The sequence below is a fragment of the Nocardiopsis baichengensis YIM 90130 genome (genome assembly GCF_000341205.1).
Classification (GTDB): domain Bacteria; phylum Actinomycetota; class Actinomycetes; order Streptosporangiales; family Streptosporangiaceae; genus Nocardiopsis_A; species Nocardiopsis_A halophila.
This window is the reverse complement of record NZ_ANAS01000006.1, coordinates 143,712-163,300: the sequence shown is the minus strand read 5'-3', so window position 1 is coordinate 163,300 and position 19,589 is coordinate 143,712. Positions and strand designations below refer to the sequence as shown.

Below are 19,589 nucleotides of genomic sequence, written 5' to 3'. Positions count from 1 at the left end.
GACCGGCCTTGGCGCAGCGCCTCGTCCTTCACATCGGCGTCCAGAAGTCCGGCACCACCTACCTGCAGCGGATGCTGGAGGAACGCGCGGCCGCCCTTGAGGAGCTGGGGGTGGTCTACCCGTTGCCGGACGACCAAGGCCCCGTGCGGGTCAACGCCCATGAGGCGGCCACCTACGGCCTTCTCGGCGGCGAGTACCCGTGGGTCGGCGCGCGCAGGGCTGCCGCGGAGGAGCAGTGGTGGATCCGCCTGCGCGACCGCGTGCGCGCATGCCCCGGGACGGCCGTGGTCTCGGCCGAGGCCCTGTCGGTGCTGCGGTCCGACGCGGGGCAGCGGGTGATCGACGAGCTTGAGGCCGACGAGGTCCGGGTGGTGGTCACCGCCCGGAGCCTCGGTCGCCTGCTCCCCTCGTCGTGGCAGCAGCATGTGCGCAACGGCCGCTCGGCGGGCTTCCCCCGCTTCATCGAGAGCCTGGCCGGCCAGCGCGCTCGGGGATGGGAGGAGATCGAGAAGGAACTCGACGCCCACATGTGGCGCGCCTTCGGCCTCGGTCGGCTCGCTGAGCGCTGGGCCTCTCTGGTGGGCGCCGACGACGTCGCCGTCGTCTGCAATCCGGGGTCGGGGTCGGGCAGCCTGTGGCGCCGGTTCATGGAGGCCTGCGGTCTCTCCGAGGAGGCCGAGCGGCTCCCCGCCCCCTCCGAGGGCACGACGGTGCACGGCGGAGTGACCGGCCCTGAGGTGGAGGTCCTGCGGGCGCTCAACGCCAACCTGTCCGCCAGGGGGTGGACGCACGAGGAGGGGGCGCTCCTGCGGGACCGGATCGTCGAAGCGTTCCGGGAGCGGGAGGAACGGGGCCCCCGACCCGCGGTCCCTCCCCGCTTCCGAGAACAGGTGGCCCGGTGGAGCGCCGAGGACCTCGACGACCTGCGCGCCTGCGGGGCCCGGATCGTCGGCTCCCCGGAGGAGCTGGCCTACGTCCCCGAAGACGACCCCGCCCCGCTTCGCGCCGCCGACATCGCCGAGGCCTCGGGGCTCGCCTCCGTGGTCTGCGCCGAGAGCGGCCCTTGGATGCGGCCGCCCCAGGAGGACCCGGAGCCCCGGCCGCGCCGGAGATGGCGGACCCCCTTCACGAGGTAGCGCAGGAGGTAGAGCAAGGGGTACGGCACGAGGTGGGGCGAGGGTTCGGGGGCCGGGTGCGGCCACCGCGCGCCGCCCCCTTTCCCCTTGCCGATGCGATTCTGGACATCTAGCATCCAGTTCCATGCGGATGGCGGAAGGCGTGGAGTGGGCCCTGCACAGCTGCCTCAACCTGGCGTGGACGGGGCCGGAGAAGGCCGTGACCGCGACGCGGCTCGCCGCGTACTACGACCTGCCGGCCGCCTATATGAACAAGCAGCTCCAGGCGCTCGCGCGCGCGGGCCTCGTCTTCTCCACCCCGGGCCCGGGCGGCGGGTTCCGTCTGGCCCGGCGGCCGGAGCAGATCACCCTCATGGACGTCGTAGCGGCGATCGAGGGCCCCGAGGACGCCTTCCGGTGCGCCGAGATCCGCAAGCGCACCCCCGACGCATCCCCCTCCTCCCTCCGGGGGCCCTGCCTCATCGACCAGTCCATGCGCAGGGCCGAACTGGCCTGGAGAAAGGAGCTGGCCGCACAGACACTGGCCGATGTCAAGGAACAGGTCGAACGGACCGCCCCTGACGTCCCGGCCCATGCGCGCAGGCACTTGGCGGCCTGAGCACCAGCGCACCCGGCACTACGGCGCTGACAGCGCTGACAGCGCTGACAGCGCTGACAGCGCTGACGGCACTCCAGCGACGCCGGCGGCCCCTCTAAAGGAGGGGCCTTCCTTGGACAGTAATCCTGGATATTCGACATCCAGATAAAGAACGAACGGAAGGGACCCCGGATGACCATCGCCATCACCAACCCCGACGGACTGCACGCCCCGACGCGCTTCGGCTACAGCCACGTGGCGACCGCCCGCGGCGAAGTGGTCGCCATCGCCGGCCAGTACGCCTCGGACGCCCAGGGAGGCGTGGCCGCCGAGGACTTCGCGGCCCAGGTCGAGCTGGCCCTGGCCAACCTCGGCACGGCACTGCGGGCTGCAGGCGTCGACCACTCGCACGTCATCAAGCTGAACACCTACATCGTCGACCACTCACCCGAGAGGCTGGAGACCCTCGCCCGCCACATCACAGGGATCTGGGGTGACCGGCCGCCCCCGCAGACCCTGCTGGGCGTGGCCTCCCTCGCGCTTCCCGGGATGCTCTTCGAGATCGACGCCTTGGCCGTGCGCGGCTGACACCCCGCGGGCGCCCCCGGGAAGACCATTCGCCGCCCGGGGGCCGCCTGCCGTCCCCCGGGCGCTGCCCCGGGCCGATGAGCGGGGCCCTCAGGCCCACGACTCCAGGACGCGATCGATCTGGGAGGCGATGCGCGCGCGGGCCTCTTCGCGGGGGACCCCGCTCATCAGGAGGTCGTCGTAGGGGGTGTCCTCATGACGGACCGAGGCGACCACGGCGCGGCGCACGGCCCCGGGGTCGAGGTCGCGTCCGGCCTCCGAACGCCCCACGCGGCCGCTCCCCCGCGCCCCCGTGTGCAGGGCGATGCGCTCGGCGCGGTCGCGGGGGCAGCGCGGGAAGCGGTCCAGGATCTCCGCCGCGAAGCGCTTCTGGAAGTCGACGTCCTGCAGCGCCCTGCGCTCGGCGTCGCGCTCCCTCCGGAGCGCGCGGGCGTCCTCGTCGGCGAGGCACTGGCGCTCCGCCGCTTCAAGGGCCGACTCCTCCACCAGCAGGCCGATGCGCCGGAACTTGCGGCGGGACCGGATCCAGCGCACGACCACCGCCGAGAGCCCGCTCTCCTTCTTGGCCCGGCGGGTGAGCGCCGCGTCGCCGGACGGGAGGAAGACGAGGTGGTCCATGTCCGCGCACTCCAGGCAGTGCGCGGCCGCACCCTCCATGAACCGCAGGGCCTGGCTCTCGGCCCCGCAGTCCGCGCACTCCCATGCGCCCACGGCCTCCCCGACGACCAGGTCGGGGACCTTGGTGCGGCGGTTCTCCTCCCGCCTGCGCTGGGCCGCGGTGGCCTCGGCCGCGACCCAGTGCGCGCGGAACGCCCGTTCCTCGGCGCCGTCCGCGCCCTCGATGAACCGCAGGGGCCGCTGTCCGCGGGCGGCGGCAAGGTAGCCGCCCTCTTGGCACTCCATGCCCCGGCCCCGCGCCCATGCCTCCAGAAGGGCGACGGCCGTGCGCAGCTTCTCCGGCGGGGCCTGGGCCACGTGCTGGAGCGCCGGGACCTGCTCGCGGCGCCACCGGTCGACCGCCTTGTCGGTCACCCACCCCAGGGAGGCGAACACGTCGAGCACGGACACGGCCCCGCGCCGGGAGACCGCGGCGTCCGCGGCACCGGCCACCCTGCGCCCGAGTGCGGTGTCCAGATCAGCCGGTCCCACGCCCGTCCCGCCCTTCTCTCCTCACCGACGACCGGACAACCCTAGTACGCGTGACGGGTGAACCAGGGGCGACCGCGGGACGTACACAGGGTCAGGCGGCGATTCGTCCCCTCGCCCTCGCCCCTCGGCCGCTCGGTCCCCCGGCACCTGCGGGTCATCCGTCGGAGACCCGCTCGCGGGCGCGCAGGGCGGCGCTGTCGGCCGCGGCACGCCCGGCGTGCCAGCCCTCGATGTCGGCCGGCCCGCGGACCCTCGAATAGGTCAGCTCCTCGAACATGCGGTCCACGGCGGCGTCCACCTCGCGCTTGCGCTCGGCGAACAGCGGCACCAGGTCGCGCCCCTGCGCGGCGTGCTCGGCGGCGGCCTCCCGCTCCGCCTCCTGGGCGCTGCGCTCCAGGCGCTCGCCGATGCGGTCGGCGAAGGCCGCCCAGAACGAGGCCCGGAACGCCTTCCGGTTCCCGCGCCCCGCCCGGTCGCGCTTGCGGCCGGTGGCGACCATGGCCGAGGACGCCTGCGCGAGCAGGGACGTCGCCAGCAGCTCGACCCCCTCCACATCGGCGGGGCGGCCGACGACCGTGCACAGCCCGAGCTCCTGGTGCCACACGGCCCGGCAGTGGTTGGCCTCGGCGACCACGTTGAACAGCGCGGCCTTGTGGTCGTCGTAAGGGGCGTCGACGGGGAGCCGGATACCGACCGCCTCCGACGGGGCCCGGCCCGGCGCCAGGAGCGCCTCATCGATGCTGTGCCGGGCCATGATGGCCTGGGCCCGCGCGGTGAGGGCCTCGGCCTCGTCGGGGAAGTCCGTCGACTCGGCTTTGGCCAGGAGCGCGCGCACCCGGTCGAGCTTGGGCGACCCGGTCGGGCCCGGATCCTGGGCCGCGGCCTCACCGGGGCGGGGGCACAGGCGCTGCAGCGGCGGCAGGCTCTCCAGGAGCGCGCCCAGGTGCACGGCGAGCTCGACGGCCTCGAAGCGGATCGGCCGGTGGTCCAGGGTGAACGCGCCGCCCCGGTCGGGCCGGTCCTGCCCGAGCACCCGGACCTGTTCCCGCCAGCGCGGATCGAGCGCGTCCGGCGCATGCCCCTGGTGCTCTGCGAGGACCGCCTCGGCGCACATCCGCCCGGCGTCCTCGCCTTGGACACGACGGGCGTGGCGGACCAGCTCGGCCGGCTGCCAGTACAGCCGCCACGCATGGGCGACGGTGGCGGTGAGAAGTCCGAGCAGGGCCTGGTCCACGGCCCGTTTCCATCCAGGACTCGAGGACTCCGCCAATTGCGCCACCGCGGCATCGACGGCCGCCTCGTCACCGCCGTGCACACCCTGCACCGCGGAACCGATCAGCTCTGAGGCCTTCTGCGCATCTACCTGCTCGCCTTGCCCGGCATTGGTCATGGACGTACTTCTTCCCCCGAGGCGGCCACCCGTCCATTCTGCCAGCGCAGACGGGATGGTCCCGCCCCCTCGCGCCTAGGGGCGGGACCGGTTGTCCCCCTGAAGGGAAACGACACTTCCGGAAGCTATCGACCCGTGCCAGCACCCACAAGAGCGATTCCACCTGTCCGAAGGCGCGAAATCCCAGTGTGGACACGCACTCGAAAGAAAGGTGAAGCGCGTCACGCCCGAGTTTCCTCTGGCGCGCCATTCCCACCTTTCTCACCTGTGCGGCACGGACCGGCGATCCCCCGCCCCAGCCTTTGCCGGGGGGGGATTTCCACTGCCGTCAGCGTCCGCGCACCTTCTCCAGGATCCGCTCGGCCAGGTCGAGCGTCCGGTCGACGTCCTCGGCGAGGTACATCAGGTCGACGAAGGCGTGGCCCACTCCGTGTTCGCGCCCGGCCTCCAGCACGGTGGTGGCGATGTCCTCCACCCGGGCCTCGGGGTCGGGGTTGATGCGCAGGACCACGTCCAGCGCGTTCGGGTCGCGCCCGTGGCGCTCGGCCGCCTCGCGGACCGCGGCCAGCGGGCGGTCCACGGCCCGGCCGAGGTCGGGACCTCCGGGGACGGTGGTGATCGGGAGGAAGCCGTCGGCCCGCCGTCCCACGCGCTCCAAAGCGGCGGGGGCGAAGCCGCCCAGGTAGATGGGCGGACGGGGGCGCTGGGCCGGCTTCACCTCGACGTGGCTGTGCGCCACCGACCAGTGCGGGCCGCTGTGGGCGACGGTCCCGTCGGACCAGAACGCGTCGAGCACGTCGAGGGTCTCGTCCAGTCGGCGTCCGCGCTCGGCCATCGGCACGCCCACGGCCTCGTACTCCTCGGGCGACCAGCCGGTGCCCAGCCCGGGGAGCAGCCGCCCGCCGCTCAGCAGGTCGATCCCGGCGAAGGAGCGGGCGAGCAGCGCCGGCGGGTACCAGGGAGCGTTGATGACGTTGGTGCCCAGCAGCGCGCGCTCGGTGGCGCCCGCCGCGGCGGTGAGGACGGTGAAAGGGTCGAGCGCGGCTCGGAACTGCCGGGGAATGGTGTCGCCGCCGCCGTATCCGACCAGGGGGTCCACCGCGGCGAGGAGACGGTCGCCGACCCAGAGGCTGTCGGCGCCCATCTCCTCTGCCTGCCGGGCGAACCGCGCGATGTCCTGGGGCCGGTGCGCCGCCGCACCGAACTGCGGAAGGGAGAAGCCGAGTTTCATACAGGGTCCTCCGATGAGGGGGTAAGTGGCGTCGGCGCCACGCTACGCCCTGTCCCCGCTGCGTTCCGCATGCCGTGACGCACCTTTTTCGACCGGGCGGCGCAGCAGGTCCCCGAACCCCCGTTCCAGCCAGTCGAAGGCGTGGCGGGCGTTGGCCACCGCGTCGGGGTAGATGTCGTCGGGCGACTCCCCTTCCAGGAGCCGCCGGGCGTTCTCGGCGGCGAGGACCTGCTGGGCCGCATGGAGCTGTGCGGCCACCAGGCGCGCCGACAGGCGGGACCCCTTCTCCTCCATGAGGGCCTCCGCCAGACGTGCGCGCGTCATCTCCATGTACTGCATGTGCCGCGCCTGGAGCGCGGGCGTCCTTCTGATCAGCTCCTGAACGCGCATCGCCACGGGGGCGTCGCTCATGCCGAGGAAGGGCTGGCGCTCTTCCAGGGCGGTCATCACGTAGTCCCGCATCGCGTCCAGCGGCGTGAGGCCCGGCCCGCGGTTGCGGACGGCCTCGGCCGGCTCGTCGATGTGGTGCGCCCCGAAGCCGAGGATGAGGTCCTCCTTGACCTCGAAGTAGTTGAACACGGTCTTCTTGGAGACCTCGACCCGGTCGGCGACCTCGGCCACGGACACGCCGTCGAACCCCCGCTCCTCGAAGAGGTCCAGAGCGGCGAGGCCGAGGGCGGTGCGGGTCGCTCGCTTCTTGCGTTCGCGCAGGGTGAGGGGCTCGTCCACAACGGCACTCTACCAAGGCGAAGATTCAACCGAATAAAAAATTACACCCGGAGTACCCTCTCGGCTAGGCTCGGGCCCATGCCGAACCGCTCCAGCACGGCCTCGCCCCCGGCGCTGGTCCCCCTCCTGCGGGGCCGCCTCGGGCCCTACGCCGTGCCGATCGCCCTCCTGCTCGTTCTCCAGCTGGTCCAGGCCCTGGGGATGCTGCTCCTGCCCGCGCTCAACGCCGCGATCATCGACCGCGGGGTCGCCTCGGGCGACACCGGTACCGTCCTGCGGCTGGGCGGCGCCATGCTGGCGGTGACGCTGGTGCAGGTCACCGCCGCCACCGCGGCCGTCTACCTCGGATCGCGCGTGTCCATGGCCCTGGGCAGGGACCTGCGCGCCGCGCTCTTCGCGCACGTCCAGCGCTTCTCCGCCGAGGAGTTCGGCCGCTTCGGCGCGCCCTCCCTGATCACCCGCACCACCAACGACGTGCAGCAGATCCAGCTCCTGCTGTTCACGCTGCTGACCCTGCTGGTCTCCGCTCCCCTGATGGGCGTCGGCGGGATCGTCATGGCGCTGCGCCAGGACGTCGCCCTGACCGGCGTCCTGCTGGTGGCCGTCCCCGTCCTGGTGGTCGCGGTCGGCCTGGTCATCGCCGCGATGACGGCGCCCTCGCAGCTCATGCAGGGCCGCATCGACGAGGTCAACCGGGTGCTGCGCGAGCAGATCACCGGCATCCGGGTGATCCGCGCCTTCGTCCGCGAACGGCGCGAGCACGAGCGCTTCATGCGGGCCAATACCGACCTGATGGAGGTCGCCCAGAGGCTGGGCCGCCTCCAGGCCTACTTCGGGGCGTCGGCGATGACCGTGGCGACGCTGGCCTCGGTCGCGGTCGTCGCCCTGGGCGGGCCGCGCGTCGTCGAGGGCGAGATGCAGGTCGGCGCGCTCATCGCCTTCCTGAACTACCTCGCCCAGATCCTCGTCGCGGTGATGATGGCGATGACGGTGTTCATCCTGGCCCCGCGCGCCCGCGTCGCGGCCGGTCGGATCCGGGAGGTCCTGGCCGCCGAGCCGGCCATCGCCGACCCCGTGCGGCCGGTCGCGCCCACACGGCCCGACAGGTCTGGCAGGTCTGACAGGACCGACAGGACCGACAGGACCGCGGAAGGCGTCGGGGCCGCACCGGGGCCCCGCCCGGGCCGGCTGGACCTCCGCGGCGTCGTCTTCTCCTACCCCGGGGCCGAGCAGCCGGTGCTGCACGGCGTCGACCTGTGGGCCCGGCCCGGCGAGACGACGGCGGTCGTCGGCTCCACCGGCTCGGGCAAGACGACCCTCGTCAGGCTGGCGGCCCGGCTCCTGGCCCCCGACGCGGGGTCGGTGCTCATCGACGGCACCGACGTGCGCGACATGGACCGCCGCGCCCTCGCCGGCGCCGTCGGCCTGGTCCCCCAGCGCGCCCACCTGTTCTCCGGGACGATCGCCTCGAACCTGCGCTACGGCGACCCCCGCGCCGACGACGCCCGGCTCTGGCAGGCGCTGGAGACCGCCCAGGCCGCCGACTTCGTACGGGGGTTCCCCGACGGCCTGGACACCGTCGTCGGACAGGGCGGCACCACCGTCTCCGGCGGCCAGCGCCAGCGGCTGGCCATCGCCCGCGCGCTGGTCGCGCGCCCGCGCATCTACCTGTTCGACGACGCGTTCTCGGCGCTGGACACCGCGACCGACGCCGCCGTGCGCTCCGCCCTCGACGCGCACCTCGGCCAGGCCGCACGCCTCATCGTCGCCCAGCGGGTCTCTACCATCCGCGACGCGGACCGCATCGTCGTGCTCGACGCCGGCCGCGTGGAGGCGGTGGGCACCCACGAGGAGCTGGTGTCCGCGAGCGCCACCTACGCCGAGATCGTCGACTCCCAGCTCGTCACCGAGGAGGCCGTGTGACCATGCAGCAGGCGCCCGGACAGCGCCCCGCCGACTTCTCGGCCACGGCGCGGCGGCTCCTCGCCCGCCTGGGCCGCGAACGCCGACCGGTCATCGGCGTCCTCACCTTGGTCCTGGCCGTGTCCGTGCTGAGCACCGCGACCCCCATGCTGTTGGGGAAGGCGACCGACGCCTTCCTCGCCTTCGCCCGCGGGGAGGCCCCCTCGGCCGCGACCGCCTGGTGGATCCTCGGCGCGGTCGGCACGATGGCGCTCGTGGCAGGCCTGTGCCAGGTCCTCCTGGGGCGGGCGACGACGGCGGTCACCCAGCGCGCGGCCTTCAGGCTCCGGGAGGAGGCCGAGACCAAGCTGGCGCGGCTCCCCCTGTCCTACTTCGACACCCGGACCCGCGGGGAGGTGCTGTCCCGGGTCACCAACGACATCGACAACCTGTCCCAGACGGCGCAGGGCATCATGACGCGCTTTTTGGGATCGACGCTCGGGCTCGTCGGGTCGGTGACCATGATGCTGGTGCTGTCCCCGCTGCTGACAGCGGTGGTCCTGGCGACGGTTCCGGTGACGCTGTGGGCGGTGCGCTGGGTGGGTGGCCGCGCCCAGCCGCACTTCAAACGCCAGTGGGCGGCCACCGGCCGCCTCAACGGCCACATCGAGGAGACCTTCACCGGGCACGAGCTGGTCACCGCGTTCGGCCGCCATGAGGAGTCGGCCCGTGAGTTCCACGAGCACAACACGGAGCTGTACACCTCCGCGGTCAAGGCGCAGTTCGTCTCGGGGCTGATGGCGCCGGCGACCACGTTCCTGGGCAACATCGCCTACGTCCTCGTCGCCGTCATCGGAGGCCTGCGGGTGGCCTCGGGCGCTCTCACCATCGGCGAGATCCAGGCGTTCATCCAGTACGTCATGCAGTTCAACCAGCCGATCACGACCCTGGCGTCCACGGCCGGACAGATCCAGTCGGCGGTCGCCTCGGCCGAGCGCGTGTTCGGGCTGCTCGACGCCGAGGAGCTGGAGCCCGACGCGGCCCGACCGGTCCGGCCTGAGGCGTCGCCCACCGCCGGCCGGGTCGCCTTCGATGGAGCTTCGTTCCGTTACAAAGAGGACGAGCCTTTGATCGAAGACCTGTCGCTGACCGTGGAGCCCGGGACCACCGTGGCGATCGTCGGCCCCACCGGCGCGGGGAAGACGACCCTGGTGAACCTCCTGCTCCGCTTCTACGAGCTGCGCTCGGGCACGATCACCGTGGACGGCGCGGACATCGCGTCCATGGCACGGGACGCCCTCCGCCGGCGCATCGGGATGGTGCTGCAGGACACCTGGCTGTTCGGGGGCACGATCGCCGAGAACATCGCCTACGGACGGCCGGACGCCACGCGCGAGGAGGTCGTCGACGCCGCGCGCGCGGTCCAGGCCGACCACCTCATCCGCACGCTGCCCGACGGCTACGACACGGTGGTCGACGATGAGGGCGACGGTCTCAGCGCCGGCGAGCGGCAGCTGATCACCATCGCCCGCGCCTTCCTGGTCGAACCGTCGATCCTGGTGCTCGACGAGGCGACCAGCTCGGTGGACACGCGGACCGAGATGCTGGTCCAGCAGGGCATGGCCACCCTGCGGCAGGGACGGACGAGCTTCGTCATCGCCCACCGGCTGTCCACGATCCGCGACGCCGACGTCATCCTCGTGATGGAGGAGGGGCGGATCATCGAACAGGGCTCGCACAAGGAGCTGCTCAAGGCGGACGGCGCCTACGCACGCCTGCACCGCGCCCAGTTCGCGGCGGCCGCGGCCTGATCCCGCCGGCTCGGGCCCGGCCCTGCACACCGGGTCCGAGCCCCAGAGGTCCCCGGTCCTCCGCCCCGTCCACAGGCGGGCGAACGCTCCCCCGCTCCGCCCCGCGGCGGTCCACAGTGCGGTCATGGCACTGCTCCGGACGGACCTCCGCCGCGTTCACCGCACCGCCTCCTGCCAGTACGGCCTGATCACCACCGCCCAAGCCCGCGCCTGCGGGCTGTCCCGCACCGACATCCGCACCCTGGTCGACAGCCACCGGTGGCGGCCCGCGTTCGCCGTCCCCGGCGTCTACAGCGTCCGCCCGTTCCCGTGCGCCGAGCGGGCGCCGCTCCTCCCTCTGTTCCGGCACGCCCAGGCGGCGCAATTGGCGCTCGGCCCGCACGCGGTGGCCTCCGGCCTCACGGCCGCCCGCCTGTGGGGCCTGCACGGACTCGCCCACCCGGCGGAGCCGGGGCCGCTGCAGTTCACCCTCCCCCGCTCCCTGCGATCCCGCCCCGTGCGGGGCGTCCGGACGAACAGGTGGCGGATCGACCGAGGGGACGTGGTCGTCCGGCACGGCGTCCGTGTCACCTGCCCTGGACGAACACTGAGGGACGCGGCCCTGCAGACCGACCGCGAGACCGCCGTCAGCCTGATGGACTCCGCAGTCCACCAAGGGCTGGTGCATGCGGACCGCCTGCCCGTCCTTGCCGACCAGAACACCGCCCGCCCGGGCAGCCGCAAGTCGCGCCCGTGGTGGCCACTGAGCGACGGCCGGTCCCGGAACCCCCTGCAGACCCGGCTCCGCCTGCTGTGCAGCGATACCGGCATCCCGCCGGACGACCTCCAGCATGCCCTCCCCCTGCCGAACGGACGCCGGGCCTACGCCGACCTCTGGTGGGAGAAGGGGCCTCTGGCCGTCGAGGCGTCATCGACCCCGCTGAGACGCGCCGACTGCGATCGCCATAAAGCGGTCCTCGACGCGCACCCCCAGATCCGCCTCCTGCGCTTCGGCCGAAGGGACCTGCTCGACCTCGAAGAGGCGGTGAAGGCGATCGCCGAGGCGCTGCGCTCGTCGCCGCGCTCGCCCCGGAACTGGTGAGGATTCGGCACTGGTGAGGAGGGGCCGGTCAGTTCCGCTCCACCGTTGTTCCCCGGTCCATCGGACTGCTCTGCCCCAGCGCGTGCTGCATGGCCGCGGCGCGGTGGCGGTCGGCGGCGACGTGGTGCCGCTCCCATGCCCGGGCGCGCGAGCCGCACCGCGACCGGTGCGGTTCTCCGCCCCGTTCGCGCCGACGGACGCCCATGCCCTTCGCCGCCACTCCGATCCCCCAGCCGAGAGCGGGCCAGATGAACCAGGGGTACCAGGCGCCGGCGGTGATGCCGACCACGAGCCAGATTCCGACGAGCAGCGTCATCCCCCCGATGTAGGAGGAAAGGTGCGCGCGGAAGCCGGTGGTCCCGGGCGCGCGGCGGCGCTCCCCGGCCTCGCCGCGGTCCTCCGCCGGGGGCTCGGCGGGGCGCTCGGCCCGGTCCGGAGGGATGTCGGCGACCACCCCTTCGAGCTCGCCCGCGGTACGCGCGGACCACACCGCTTCGAGGCGGCCGTCCAATTCGTCGATGCGCAGGTAGCCGGCGGCAGCGGCGTCGCTGACGGCCGCGGCGGTCCGCTCCCGCTCCGCGTCGCCGACCCGCAGGTCGGACCGGCCGGGCGACCCGGCGCTGGAAGGGGTACGGCTCATGGCGACCTCCGAGTGTCCACTGTGGACGGATAACTCAAGAATGAACCGTCCATAGTGGACTGTCAACTCCTCCTGCTCCCCGCACGGCCCGCCCCGCTCAGCCGAGGGCCGGACCGCCGACCATCCACAGCCCGAGGCCGGCCAGGGCCGTTCCCGCACCGGCGTCGATGCCCCGGCGCACCCGGGGACGGGCGAGCAGGCCGCTCAGGCTCGTGACGGCCGTGACGTACAGCCCCCACCACAGGGCGGCACACCCCACCACGAGAAGACCGAGCACCGACGTCTGTGCGGCGACCGGGCCGTCCGGCCGAATGAACTGCGGCATGAAGGTCATGTAGAACACCAGCGCCTTGGGGTTGAGGATGTCGTTCACAAACCCCTGGGGCACCGGCGCCCACACCCGCCCTCTCACGGCTGGACAGGCCTCCTAACATGAGCGGCATGGACGACGCCCTGACCGCCGACGCCGCTCGCACGGACGTCGCGGACGTCACGCCCGCTCCCGGGGCGGAGCTGTACCCGGCGCTCGATTTCGCCGACAGCACCCTCGCCCTGCCCGGCGGGCGGCGGATCGACCTGCTCGCCGAGCCCGGGGATGCGGCGCGGTGGTTGATCGAGCGCGGGCTCGTCCCCGCGGACACCGTGCTCTACGAGCCCTGCGCCGTACGACTGCGGTCGCTGCGGGGACAGGTGCGCGCCCTCCTCTCCGCGCGCATCGAGCGGGGCCCCGCCCCCGGCGATGCGCTCAGTGCCGTCAACGCCGCCATGACCAAGGTGGCCTCCGCCGCCCCCCTGGCCTGGGACCCCGTGCGGGGCCTGCACCGCACCGCGGTGCACCCGATCGACCAGGCGGTCGACCACGCCCTGGCGGCGCTGGCCGACAACACCGCCGAACTGCTCACCTCCCCGGAGGCGGATCGCCTGGCGGCCTGCGGGTCGCCCCCGTGCGACCGCTACCTCCTGCGGACGCACCCGCGCCGCCACTGGTGCTCCACCCGCTGCGGCGACCGCGTCCGCGCCGCCCGCGCCTACGCCCGCAAGCACAGGGGAGGCCGGGCCGCGGGCTCCGAAGCCGATCCCTCCGACACCGGGACCGAAGCCGGGCAGTAGGAACCCGCCACCTAGCGTCCGTATCCGCACGGTTCCGGCCCGCCCCCGAGACCCGGCCCGAGGCCCCCGAGATGCGGAAGGCCCGCGCCGTGCGCCTTCGCGCAGCGGCACGGGCCCGAGGACGCTCACCGGCACTCCCCGGCGCCCCCCTCCACCGCCCTTCAGGCGCCACCCTTCATTCGGGCACCGGAACCGCCGACCAGTCGGTGTCCGAGGCGAGCATGAAGCTCGGATAGGCGGGCTGGTTGTACGCGGTCTGCTGGGTCGCCACACCGACGCGGTACTGCGGGTCGTGCATGAGCGTGTAGAGCTTCCGGTCGGTCACCTCGGTACTGGTGTGGATCCGCAGCGCGGAGCTGTCCTCCGTGCGGAGGACCAGCTCCTCCCGCCAGTCGCCGAAGACGTCGGCCACAAGCGAGGGATTGCCCTTGGTGCCGTTGTTGGTGAGGGTCCCATCGGCGGTCAGGAGCGTGCCCCGCCGCCAGCCCTCGATCCGCGGAGCCTCCGTCCTGTCCTCAGTGTCGATCCCTTCGATCACCTGAGTGGTCATGTCCGCGGCCCAGCGGATGCCCATGTTCGTGCCGGGCGTCTCCTCTCCCAGGTAACCGCCCTTCGCGCTCCAGAGGCCCGTCCGTTCGCCGGTGTGCGTCACCGAGGACCACGCCTCGACGCCGGGCACGTCCGGGTCGATGTCGCCGACCATGCCCCGCCCGGTGTCCGTCCCGGTGTAGCCGCCGAAGAGGAACTCCCCGGTGGCCGCGTCGCGCATCGCATAGCCGTAGGGGGCCGTACCGCTCTCATGGACCGTCCAGATCTCCAAGCCGTCCCGGTCGGGGTCGAAGTCGCCCACGTGCATCGCGTCGCCGTGGCCGAACTTGACCTCCTCCCCGGACACCTCGCTGTCCGGGTGCCCCTCACCGGTGGAGGAGTAGAGCAGGGTCCCGTCGTCGTCCACGGTCGCCGAGCCGTAGACGATCTCCTGGCGTCCGTCGCCGTCGACGTCGGCCGCGCTCATGTGGTGGAAGCCCTGGCTCGCGAGCGCCCCCATCTTCGGATCGGTGCCGTCCTTATTGTGCGGAGAGTCGTTGAACGGGTTCTCCATCGGGACATGGCCGCTGTCGGCGAGCCAGCGCTTCCGGATCTTCTTGCCGTTGAAGTCATAGGCGGCGATGGCCGAGCGGGTGTAGTAGCCGCGGGCGAAGACGGCCGAGGCCGACTCCCCGTCCAGGTAGGCGACGCCGGCCAGAAAGCGGTCCACGCGGTTTCCGGGCTCGATCCGCGACATCGCATAGTCGCCCCACATGAGGCCGTCGTCGCCCCGGCCGGGTTCGTACCGGACCGTGTCGAGCTCCTTGCCGGACTCGCCGTCGAAGACGGTCAGGTACTCCGGACCGTCCAAGATGAAGCCCTCGAAGGCCCTCAGATCGTTCCGCTCACTGCGCCCGGGGGCGTACTCGTCGATGAAGAAGTCCGCGAGCGCCTCGGCGTCCTCGCGCTTCAGCGGATAGCCGTACCGGGGGTCCTCCCCCAGCCCCTCTTCCACCGTCTCCGGCCAGTGGCCCGCCCGGACCTCGGTGTGCTCATGCCAGCCGAGGAAGGTCTCCACGAGGTGCTCGCGGTACCCCTCGGCGCTCAGCCGGTAGTCGTCCTCGTGCGAGTACCCGGCCTTGCGGTCCTTCTTCGGCATGGTCACGTACTCGGCGGCGGCCTGCCCGCCCTGCTCGTCGTAGGTCAGCGTCCTGGTGCCCGGTGCGGTCTTGAGCATGATCTCGGACCGTCCGTCACCGTCGAGGTCGTACACGACGAACTGGGTGTAGTGGGCCCCGGCGCGGATGTTCACCCCGAGGTCGATGCGGTGCAGCAGCTCACCGTCGAGCGTGTAGGTGTCGACGTAGGCGTTGCCGGTGTAGCCGACCTGCGAGACGTCCTTGGAATTGGTCGGGTCCCATTTCACGACGAACTCGTAGCGCCCGTCACCGTCGACGTCCCCGACGCTCGCATCGTTGGCCCTGTACTCGTACTCCTCGCCGGCGGGGGTGACGCCGCCTTCGGGCTTCTGCAGGGGGATGTCGTAGTGCCCGTCGGCCCGGACCGAGGCCTGCCCTTGCGGCGCCCCCTTCCGGTCCTGCCCCGTCGGCACGACCGTGTAGCGCGCGTCCGGATCGCCGTCCTCGTCGAGGTGGTTCGTGCTGTCGTCGACGGTGGCGATCCTCTCCTCGTCCCGGTACACGGCGAAGGAGGGGCCCACCATCCCCGTATCGGAGTGCCCGGTGACCTCGTCTCCGAGCAGGCGCCAACTCAGGAAAACGCCTTCCTTAGTGTCGACGGCGACGAGCCCTCGGTCCAGCACCTCCGCCCGAGGGCCGCCCGGCTTCCCATCAGCCGCGACACCCCCCATCCCGACCACCAGGAACAGCACCGAAACCCCTGCGGCGACGGCGGTGACCCTCCCCAGGGTCCGTTGCACGACGGTCACGAGCCTGCCTCCTCACGACGCACGGAGGCCACACCATAACCGGAAAGCGTTTGCCCGCCTACCCCTCTCCGTCCGCACCGGCCCTGGTACCCGACCGCGCCGAGCGGCGTCGACCGGAACCGAGCGGCGCGCCTACGTCCGCGAGCGGGGGGAGAGCACGCATGAGTGAAGGGATCGCGCTAGGGGCCCCACGGCCCTATCATCCCTACAGACAACTCAACCCCGCACGAAAGTCGACCGTGGCCCCTCCCCCCGGCATCCCCCCGCTCGGTCCGCACGATCCTCGGACCATCGGCCCCTTCCGTCTTCTCGGCCGCCTCGGAGCCGGCGGCATGGGTACCGTGTTCGCCGCGCTCACCCCCCAGGACCAGCCTGCGGCGGTGAAGGTCGTCCACCGCGAACTGACCGAGGACGCCGACTTCCGCGCGCGCTTCGCCCGCGAAGTCGCCCTGGTCCGGCGTGCGCAAAGCCCCTGCATCCCGCGTTTCTTCGACGCCGATACCGAGGCGGCGCGCCCGTGGCTCGCGACCGAGTACGTCGCCGGTCCCACCCTGCGCGCCCATGTCCGCACGCACGGCCCGCTCCAGGGCCCTGCGCTGCGGGCGTTCGCAGCCGGGGTCGCCGAGGCCCTCCAGGCCCTGCACGCCCTGGGCATCGTCCACCGCGACCTCAAGCCCGGGAACGTGATCCTCGCGCCCACCGGTCCCAAGGTGCTCGACTTCGGTATCGCCCGTGCCCTTGAGGAGACGGCGATCACCTCCACCGGTGCGCTGTTCGGGACACCCGGGTGGATCGCCCCGGAGCTGTACGCGGGCGCTCCTCCCGCCCCCGCCGCCGACGTCTTCGCCTGGGGCGGCCTGATCGCCTTCGCGGCGACGGGCAACGCGCCCTTCGGGTCAGGCCCACCGGATGTGCTCGCCTACCGGGTCATGAGCGAGCCACCGGAGACCGGCGGCCTTCCCGGGGCCTTGGCCCCTTTGGTCTCCGCCGCCCTCGACAAGGCCCCGGAGCGGCGGCCCACCGCGCTCCAGGCGCTGGAGGGCGTTCTGGGCTCTCCGCCTTCCGCTGCCCCGGAGCCGACCCTCACAGCCCTCACCGCGACCCTCGCCGAGGACTGGCGGCCGTTGCCGGACCACACCACGGCCGATACCTCCCGGTGGCCCTCGTACGCACCGGCGGGGGCTCCAGCGCCACGCAGGAAACGGCGCCTCCTGGTCTCCGCGGCCGCCGTGTCGGCGCTCGTGCTCGCCGTCGCCGGCGGCTGGATCGTCGGGGAGCGCTCAGGGATGCTTGAGCGCTCCCCCGGAACGGCCTCCGAGCAGGAAGCCGCCGATGGTACGGACGGCGGGCAGGCAGGGCCGCCGGACGTCCCCGGTCCGACCGCGTCCGACGTCGGGCACGGAGGCCCCGGCCTCGTGGGGGAGGTCCCGGAGCCGGACAGGGACATCACGTTCGCCGCCGCGCATCAGGAACCGGGCGTCTTCACCGTCCGCGCAGTCGAGGGGGCGGAGGACGGGCTCTTCCAGAATGACGCCATCCTCGCCTCGATCACCCTGGACTCGGCCGAGGCGACCGGGGCCGGGATCCGGTTCACCGGCACGGTCACCTTCGCCGCGGATGCCGGCAGCTACACCGTGCACGGCAGCGACTTCCGCCTCATGTGGCCCCGCGACCTGGAGGGCTCCCCGGAATCGGACCCGGACGCGGACGTGCACCTCTTCTCGGGGTCGTACGACGAGTACCCGGCCGCCGAGGACGAACCGCTGGCGGTGGTCACGGCCGACGCCCCTCAGGCCGAATTCTCCTTCACCGTTCCCGAAGCGCCCCCGGTGGGGGAGATCCACTATTCGATCGCGGGCATGGACTTCTGGGGCTTCACCCCCGACCCGGACATCCCGTCCGCCCTGTGCTACACGGATGACGGGTCGAGCTGGGGACTGACGCACCTGCACGGCGGATACATGTGCGACGCCACCGCCGTGCCGGGAAGCCCCGACCACGCCGGCCCTGACCGCGACCCGGCTGACTCGCACACCTGGGCGGAACCCGAGGATTCGCAGTGAAGCCGCTCGACTCGGAGGACCCGCGGGCCCTTGGGCCCCACCGGCTGGTCGCGCGTATCGGCGCGGGCGGCATGGGGACCGTCTACGCCGCACGGACGAACGGCGGACCGCTGATCGCGGTCAAGACGGTCCATCCCGAGTACGCCGGCGATCCCGAGTTCCGCGCGCGCTTCGCGCGGGAGATCGCTCTGATCCGCCGCGTCCGGAGTCCCTACGTCCCGCTCTTCTTCGGCTCCGATCTGGAATCACCGACGCCCTGGCTCGCGACCGAGTACGTTTCGGGCCCCACCCTCAGGTCCCACGTGCGCGAGAACGGGCCGCTCGACCCGGCGCGCCTGGCCGCGTTCGCCGCCGCCTCTGCGGAGGCGCTGCGGGCCATCCACGGGGCAGGGGTCGTCCACCGCGATCTCAAACCGGGCAACGTGATCCTGTCGCCGGACGGGCCCAAGATCCTCGACTTCGGAATCGCGCACCTGCCCGACGAGACCGGCCTCACCCGCACCGGCGGCCTCGTGGGGACGCCCGGGTGGACCAGCCCGGAGCGCTACCGGGGCGCCTCCGCGACCGACCGCTCCGACGTCTTCGCCTGGGGCGGCCTGGTCGCCTTCGCCGGGACCGGACGCCCTCCGTTCGGTACGGGCAACCCGGCCGTGCTCGCCCACCGGGTCGCCGAATCCGCACCCGACGTGGACGGGCTCCCGCCCGCGTTCCACGACCTCGTCATCCCTGCCCTCCATAAAGATCCCGATCTGCGACCGACCGCGGCCGCCGTCCTCCGGGCATCCCTCCGGCTCTCCACGGGCGACCGGACACCGGGCGGAGAAGCGGACGACGACACCGAGCTCACGACGTCGGTCGTCACCCGCTCCTGGACGGGATTCGTCCCGGACAAGCCCCCGGAGCAGATGCTCAGGTCCCCCAGGCGCCTGCGCCGCCCGCTGCTCGTCGCGGCCGGAGCGGCCGCCGCGCTGGCCCTGGGAGCGGCGGGCACCGTGGTGGCGGTGAACGCCTTGGACGGAGAAGCGCGGGCCCCCCGTGACGTGGCCGGGGAAGAGAACGGAACCGACGGCGGGGCTGACGGCACCGGGGAAGGCGACGAGGGCGCTGACGGGCGCGGTGGGGCCTCCGACGCGGCCTCCAGCGGGTCAGGAGACGGAGCAGACGCGGGGAACGGCGCCGAGAGCGGTTCCGCACCGCCCCCGGGAGCCCTCGCGGAAGGCGAGAACGCCGGATACCGCGCTACGGCCCAAGCGGGGCTCCGCGATGAAGCCCAGACGACAGAGGTGGGCGGTGCATGGTCCGAGCCCGCCCAGTTCATGCTCTCCCAATCGACGATCGACTACTCCTACATCGACGTCCTCAAAGCCGATCGTTCCGGGGACACACTCACCTTCACCCTGCAGAGGACCGGGCGCGGGTCCCTGGGGGACACCGGGGCCGTTCTCACCATCGCCACCGGGGAGGGGGACGTCTCTCCTGAGGCACCGTACGACTCCGGGCTCGCGCCGGCGTCGGAGACGTCCTTCTCGCCGTACGAGGTCTCCTTCGCGGACGCGCCCGACCAGGGGCTGCTCGCGATCTCCGATCCCGGTTTCCGCGAGGACATCGTCGGCTTCCCCACCGTCGGCATCTGCTACGACCTCCCGGAACAGGTCTTCTCGACCGACTTCGACGAATGCCTCTAGCAGTGCCTCCAGCAGGCCCGC

General features: G+C 72.7%; 16 protein-coding genes. 9 read left to right on the top strand and 7 right to left on the bottom strand.

What is annotated here, in order from left to right; all coding sequences use genetic code 11:
• Nucleotides 1-8 precede the first annotated feature (8 nt).
• From C892_RS0106875 to C892_RS0106865, 3 genes are all read left to right on the top strand, one after another.
• Nucleotides 9-1,136: a Clp protease/crotonase-like domain-containing protein gene (locus C892_RS0106875; RefSeq protein WP_017556624.1), complete on the top strand. Its 1,128-nt coding sequence runs from the start codon at nt 9-11 to the stop codon at nt 1,134-1,136.
• A gap of 124 nt (nt 1,137-1,260) precedes the next feature.
• Nucleotides 1,261-1,734: an RrF2 family transcriptional regulator gene (locus C892_RS0106870; protein WP_017556623.1), complete on the top strand. Its 474-nt coding sequence runs from the start codon at nt 1,261-1,263 to the stop codon at nt 1,732-1,734.
• Nucleotides 1,735-1,905: 171 nt separating this feature from the next.
• Complete coding sequence (locus C892_RS0106865) at nt 1,906-2,301, top strand: RidA family protein (protein ID WP_017556622.1); 396 nt, start codon at nt 1,906-1,908, stop codon at nt 2,299-2,301.
• A 90-nt stretch (nt 2,302-2,391) separates the two neighbouring features.
• On the opposite strand, the gene C892_RS0106860 is transcribed toward C892_RS0106865, so the two are convergent.
• The 4 genes from C892_RS0106860 to C892_RS0106845 all read right to left on the bottom strand — a co-directional run bounded on the left by C892_RS0106860 (nt 2,392) and on the right by C892_RS0106845 (nt 6,800).
• A complete protein-coding gene (locus C892_RS0106860) occupies nt 2,392-3,450 on the bottom strand; it encodes a DUF2293 domain-containing protein (RefSeq protein ID WP_017556621.1) in 1,059 nt (352 codons plus the stop codon).
• Nucleotides 3,451-3,604: 154 nt separating this feature from the next.
• On the bottom strand, nt 3,605-4,684 hold the full coding sequence (locus C892_RS0106855) for a DUF2786 domain-containing protein (protein ID WP_017556620.1): 1,080 nt from the start codon (nt 4,682-4,684) through the stop codon (nt 3,605-3,607).
• Nucleotides 4,685-5,168: 484 nt separating this feature from the next.
• Nucleotides 5,169-6,071 (bottom strand): TIGR03619 family F420-dependent LLM class oxidoreductase, encoded by a 903-nt coding sequence (locus tag C892_RS0106850; protein WP_017556619.1) that lies wholly within the window; start codon nt 6,069-6,071, stop codon nt 5,169-5,171.
• A gap of 42 nt (nt 6,072-6,113) precedes the next feature.
• On the bottom strand, nt 6,114-6,800 hold the full coding sequence (locus C892_RS0106845; RefSeq protein ID WP_017556618.1) for a TetR/AcrR family transcriptional regulator: 687 nt from the start codon (nt 6,798-6,800) through the stop codon (nt 6,114-6,116).
• A 78-nt stretch (nt 6,801-6,878) separates the two neighbouring features.
• On the opposite strand from C892_RS0106845, the gene C892_RS0106840 reads away from it, so the two are divergent.
• From C892_RS0106840 to C892_RS0106830, 3 genes are all read left to right on the top strand, one after another.
• Nucleotides 6,879-8,723, top strand: a complete 1,845-nt coding sequence (locus C892_RS0106840; protein WP_017556617.1) for an ABC transporter ATP-binding protein — start codon at nt 6,879-6,881, stop codon at nt 8,721-8,723.
• Nucleotides 8,720-10,513, top strand: coding sequence for an ABC transporter transmembrane domain-containing protein (locus tag C892_RS0106835; RefSeq protein WP_017556616.1), 1,794 nt, complete (start codon nt 8,720-8,722; stop codon nt 10,511-10,513). Before C892_RS0106840 ends, C892_RS0106835 begins: the two co-directional genes overlap by 4 nt.
• Before the next feature lie 124 nt (nt 10,514-10,637).
• Nucleotides 10,638-11,594, top strand: coding sequence for a type IV toxin-antitoxin system AbiEi family antitoxin domain-containing protein (locus C892_RS0106830; RefSeq protein ID WP_017556615.1), 957 nt, complete (start codon nt 10,638-10,640; stop codon nt 11,592-11,594).
• Nucleotides 11,595-11,622: 28 nt separating this feature from the next.
• On the opposite strand, the gene C892_RS29940 is transcribed toward C892_RS0106830, so the two are convergent.
• Nucleotides 11,623-12,234: a DUF1707 domain-containing protein gene (locus tag C892_RS29940; RefSeq protein ID WP_017556614.1), complete on the bottom strand. Its 612-nt coding sequence runs from the start codon at nt 12,232-12,234 to the stop codon at nt 11,623-11,625.
• A gap of 97 nt (nt 12,235-12,331) precedes the next feature.
• The gene (locus C892_RS28645) at nt 12,332-12,646 is read right to left on the bottom strand and encodes a LysE family translocator (RefSeq protein WP_152513358.1); all 315 of its coding nucleotides are present in this window, start codon (nt 12,644-12,646) and stop codon (nt 12,332-12,334) included.
• Nucleotides 12,647-12,675: 29 nt separating this feature from the next.
• Between C892_RS28645 and C892_RS0106815 the strand changes: the two genes are divergently transcribed.
• Nucleotides 12,676-13,344, top strand: a complete 669-nt coding sequence (locus C892_RS0106815; protein WP_017556612.1) for a CGNR zinc finger domain-containing protein — start codon at nt 12,676-12,678, stop codon at nt 13,342-13,344.
• 175 nt (nt 13,345-13,519) lie between these two features.
• Here the strand turns inward: C892_RS0106815 and C892_RS0106810 are convergent, their stop codons facing one another.
• Nucleotides 13,520-15,820 (bottom strand): rhamnogalacturonan lyase, encoded by a 2,301-nt coding sequence (locus C892_RS0106810; protein ID WP_017556611.1) that lies wholly within the window; start codon nt 15,818-15,820, stop codon nt 13,520-13,522.
• A 239-nt stretch (nt 15,821-16,059) separates the two neighbouring features.
• Between C892_RS0106810 and C892_RS28640 the strand changes: the two genes are divergently transcribed.
• Nucleotides 16,060-17,883: a serine/threonine-protein kinase gene (locus C892_RS28640; protein WP_449406515.1), complete on the top strand. Its 1,824-nt coding sequence runs from the start codon at nt 16,060-16,062 to the stop codon at nt 17,881-17,883.
• A complete protein-coding gene (locus C892_RS0106800) occupies nt 17,880-19,568 on the top strand; it encodes a serine/threonine-protein kinase (protein ID WP_017556610.1) in 1,689 nt (562 codons plus the stop codon). The genes C892_RS28640 and C892_RS0106800 overlap by 4 nt, the downstream gene beginning before the upstream one ends.
• Nucleotides 19,569-19,589 lie beyond the last annotated feature (21 nt).

Bases quoted from the DNA above. Each gene is read 5' to 3' on its own strand.
- C892_RS0106850 (WP_017556619.1), bottom strand. From the start codon at position 6,071: ATGAAACTCGGCTTCTCCCTTCCGCAGTTCGGTGCGGCGGCGCACCGG.
- C892_RS0106830 (WP_017556615.1), top strand. From the start codon at position 10,638: ATGGCACTGCTCCGGACGGACCTCCGCCGCGTTCACCGCACCGCCTCC.
- C892_RS29940 (WP_017556614.1), bottom strand. From the start codon at position 12,234: ATGAGCCGTACCCCTTCCAGCGCCGGGTCGCCCGGCCGGTCCGACCTG.
- C892_RS0106815 (WP_017556612.1), top strand. From the start codon at position 12,676: ATGGACGACGCCCTGACCGCCGACGCCGCTCGCACGGACGTCGCGGAC.
- C892_RS0106840 (WP_017556617.1), top strand. From the start codon at position 6,879: ATGCCGAACCGCTCCAGCACGGCCTCGCCCCCGGCGCTGGTCCCCCTC.
- C892_RS0106865 (WP_017556622.1), top strand. From the start codon at position 1,906: ATGACCATCGCCATCACCAACCCCGACGGACTGCACGCCCCGACGCGC.
- C892_RS0106870 (WP_017556623.1), top strand. From the start codon at position 1,261: ATGCGGATGGCGGAAGGCGTGGAGTGGGCCCTGCACAGCTGCCTCAAC.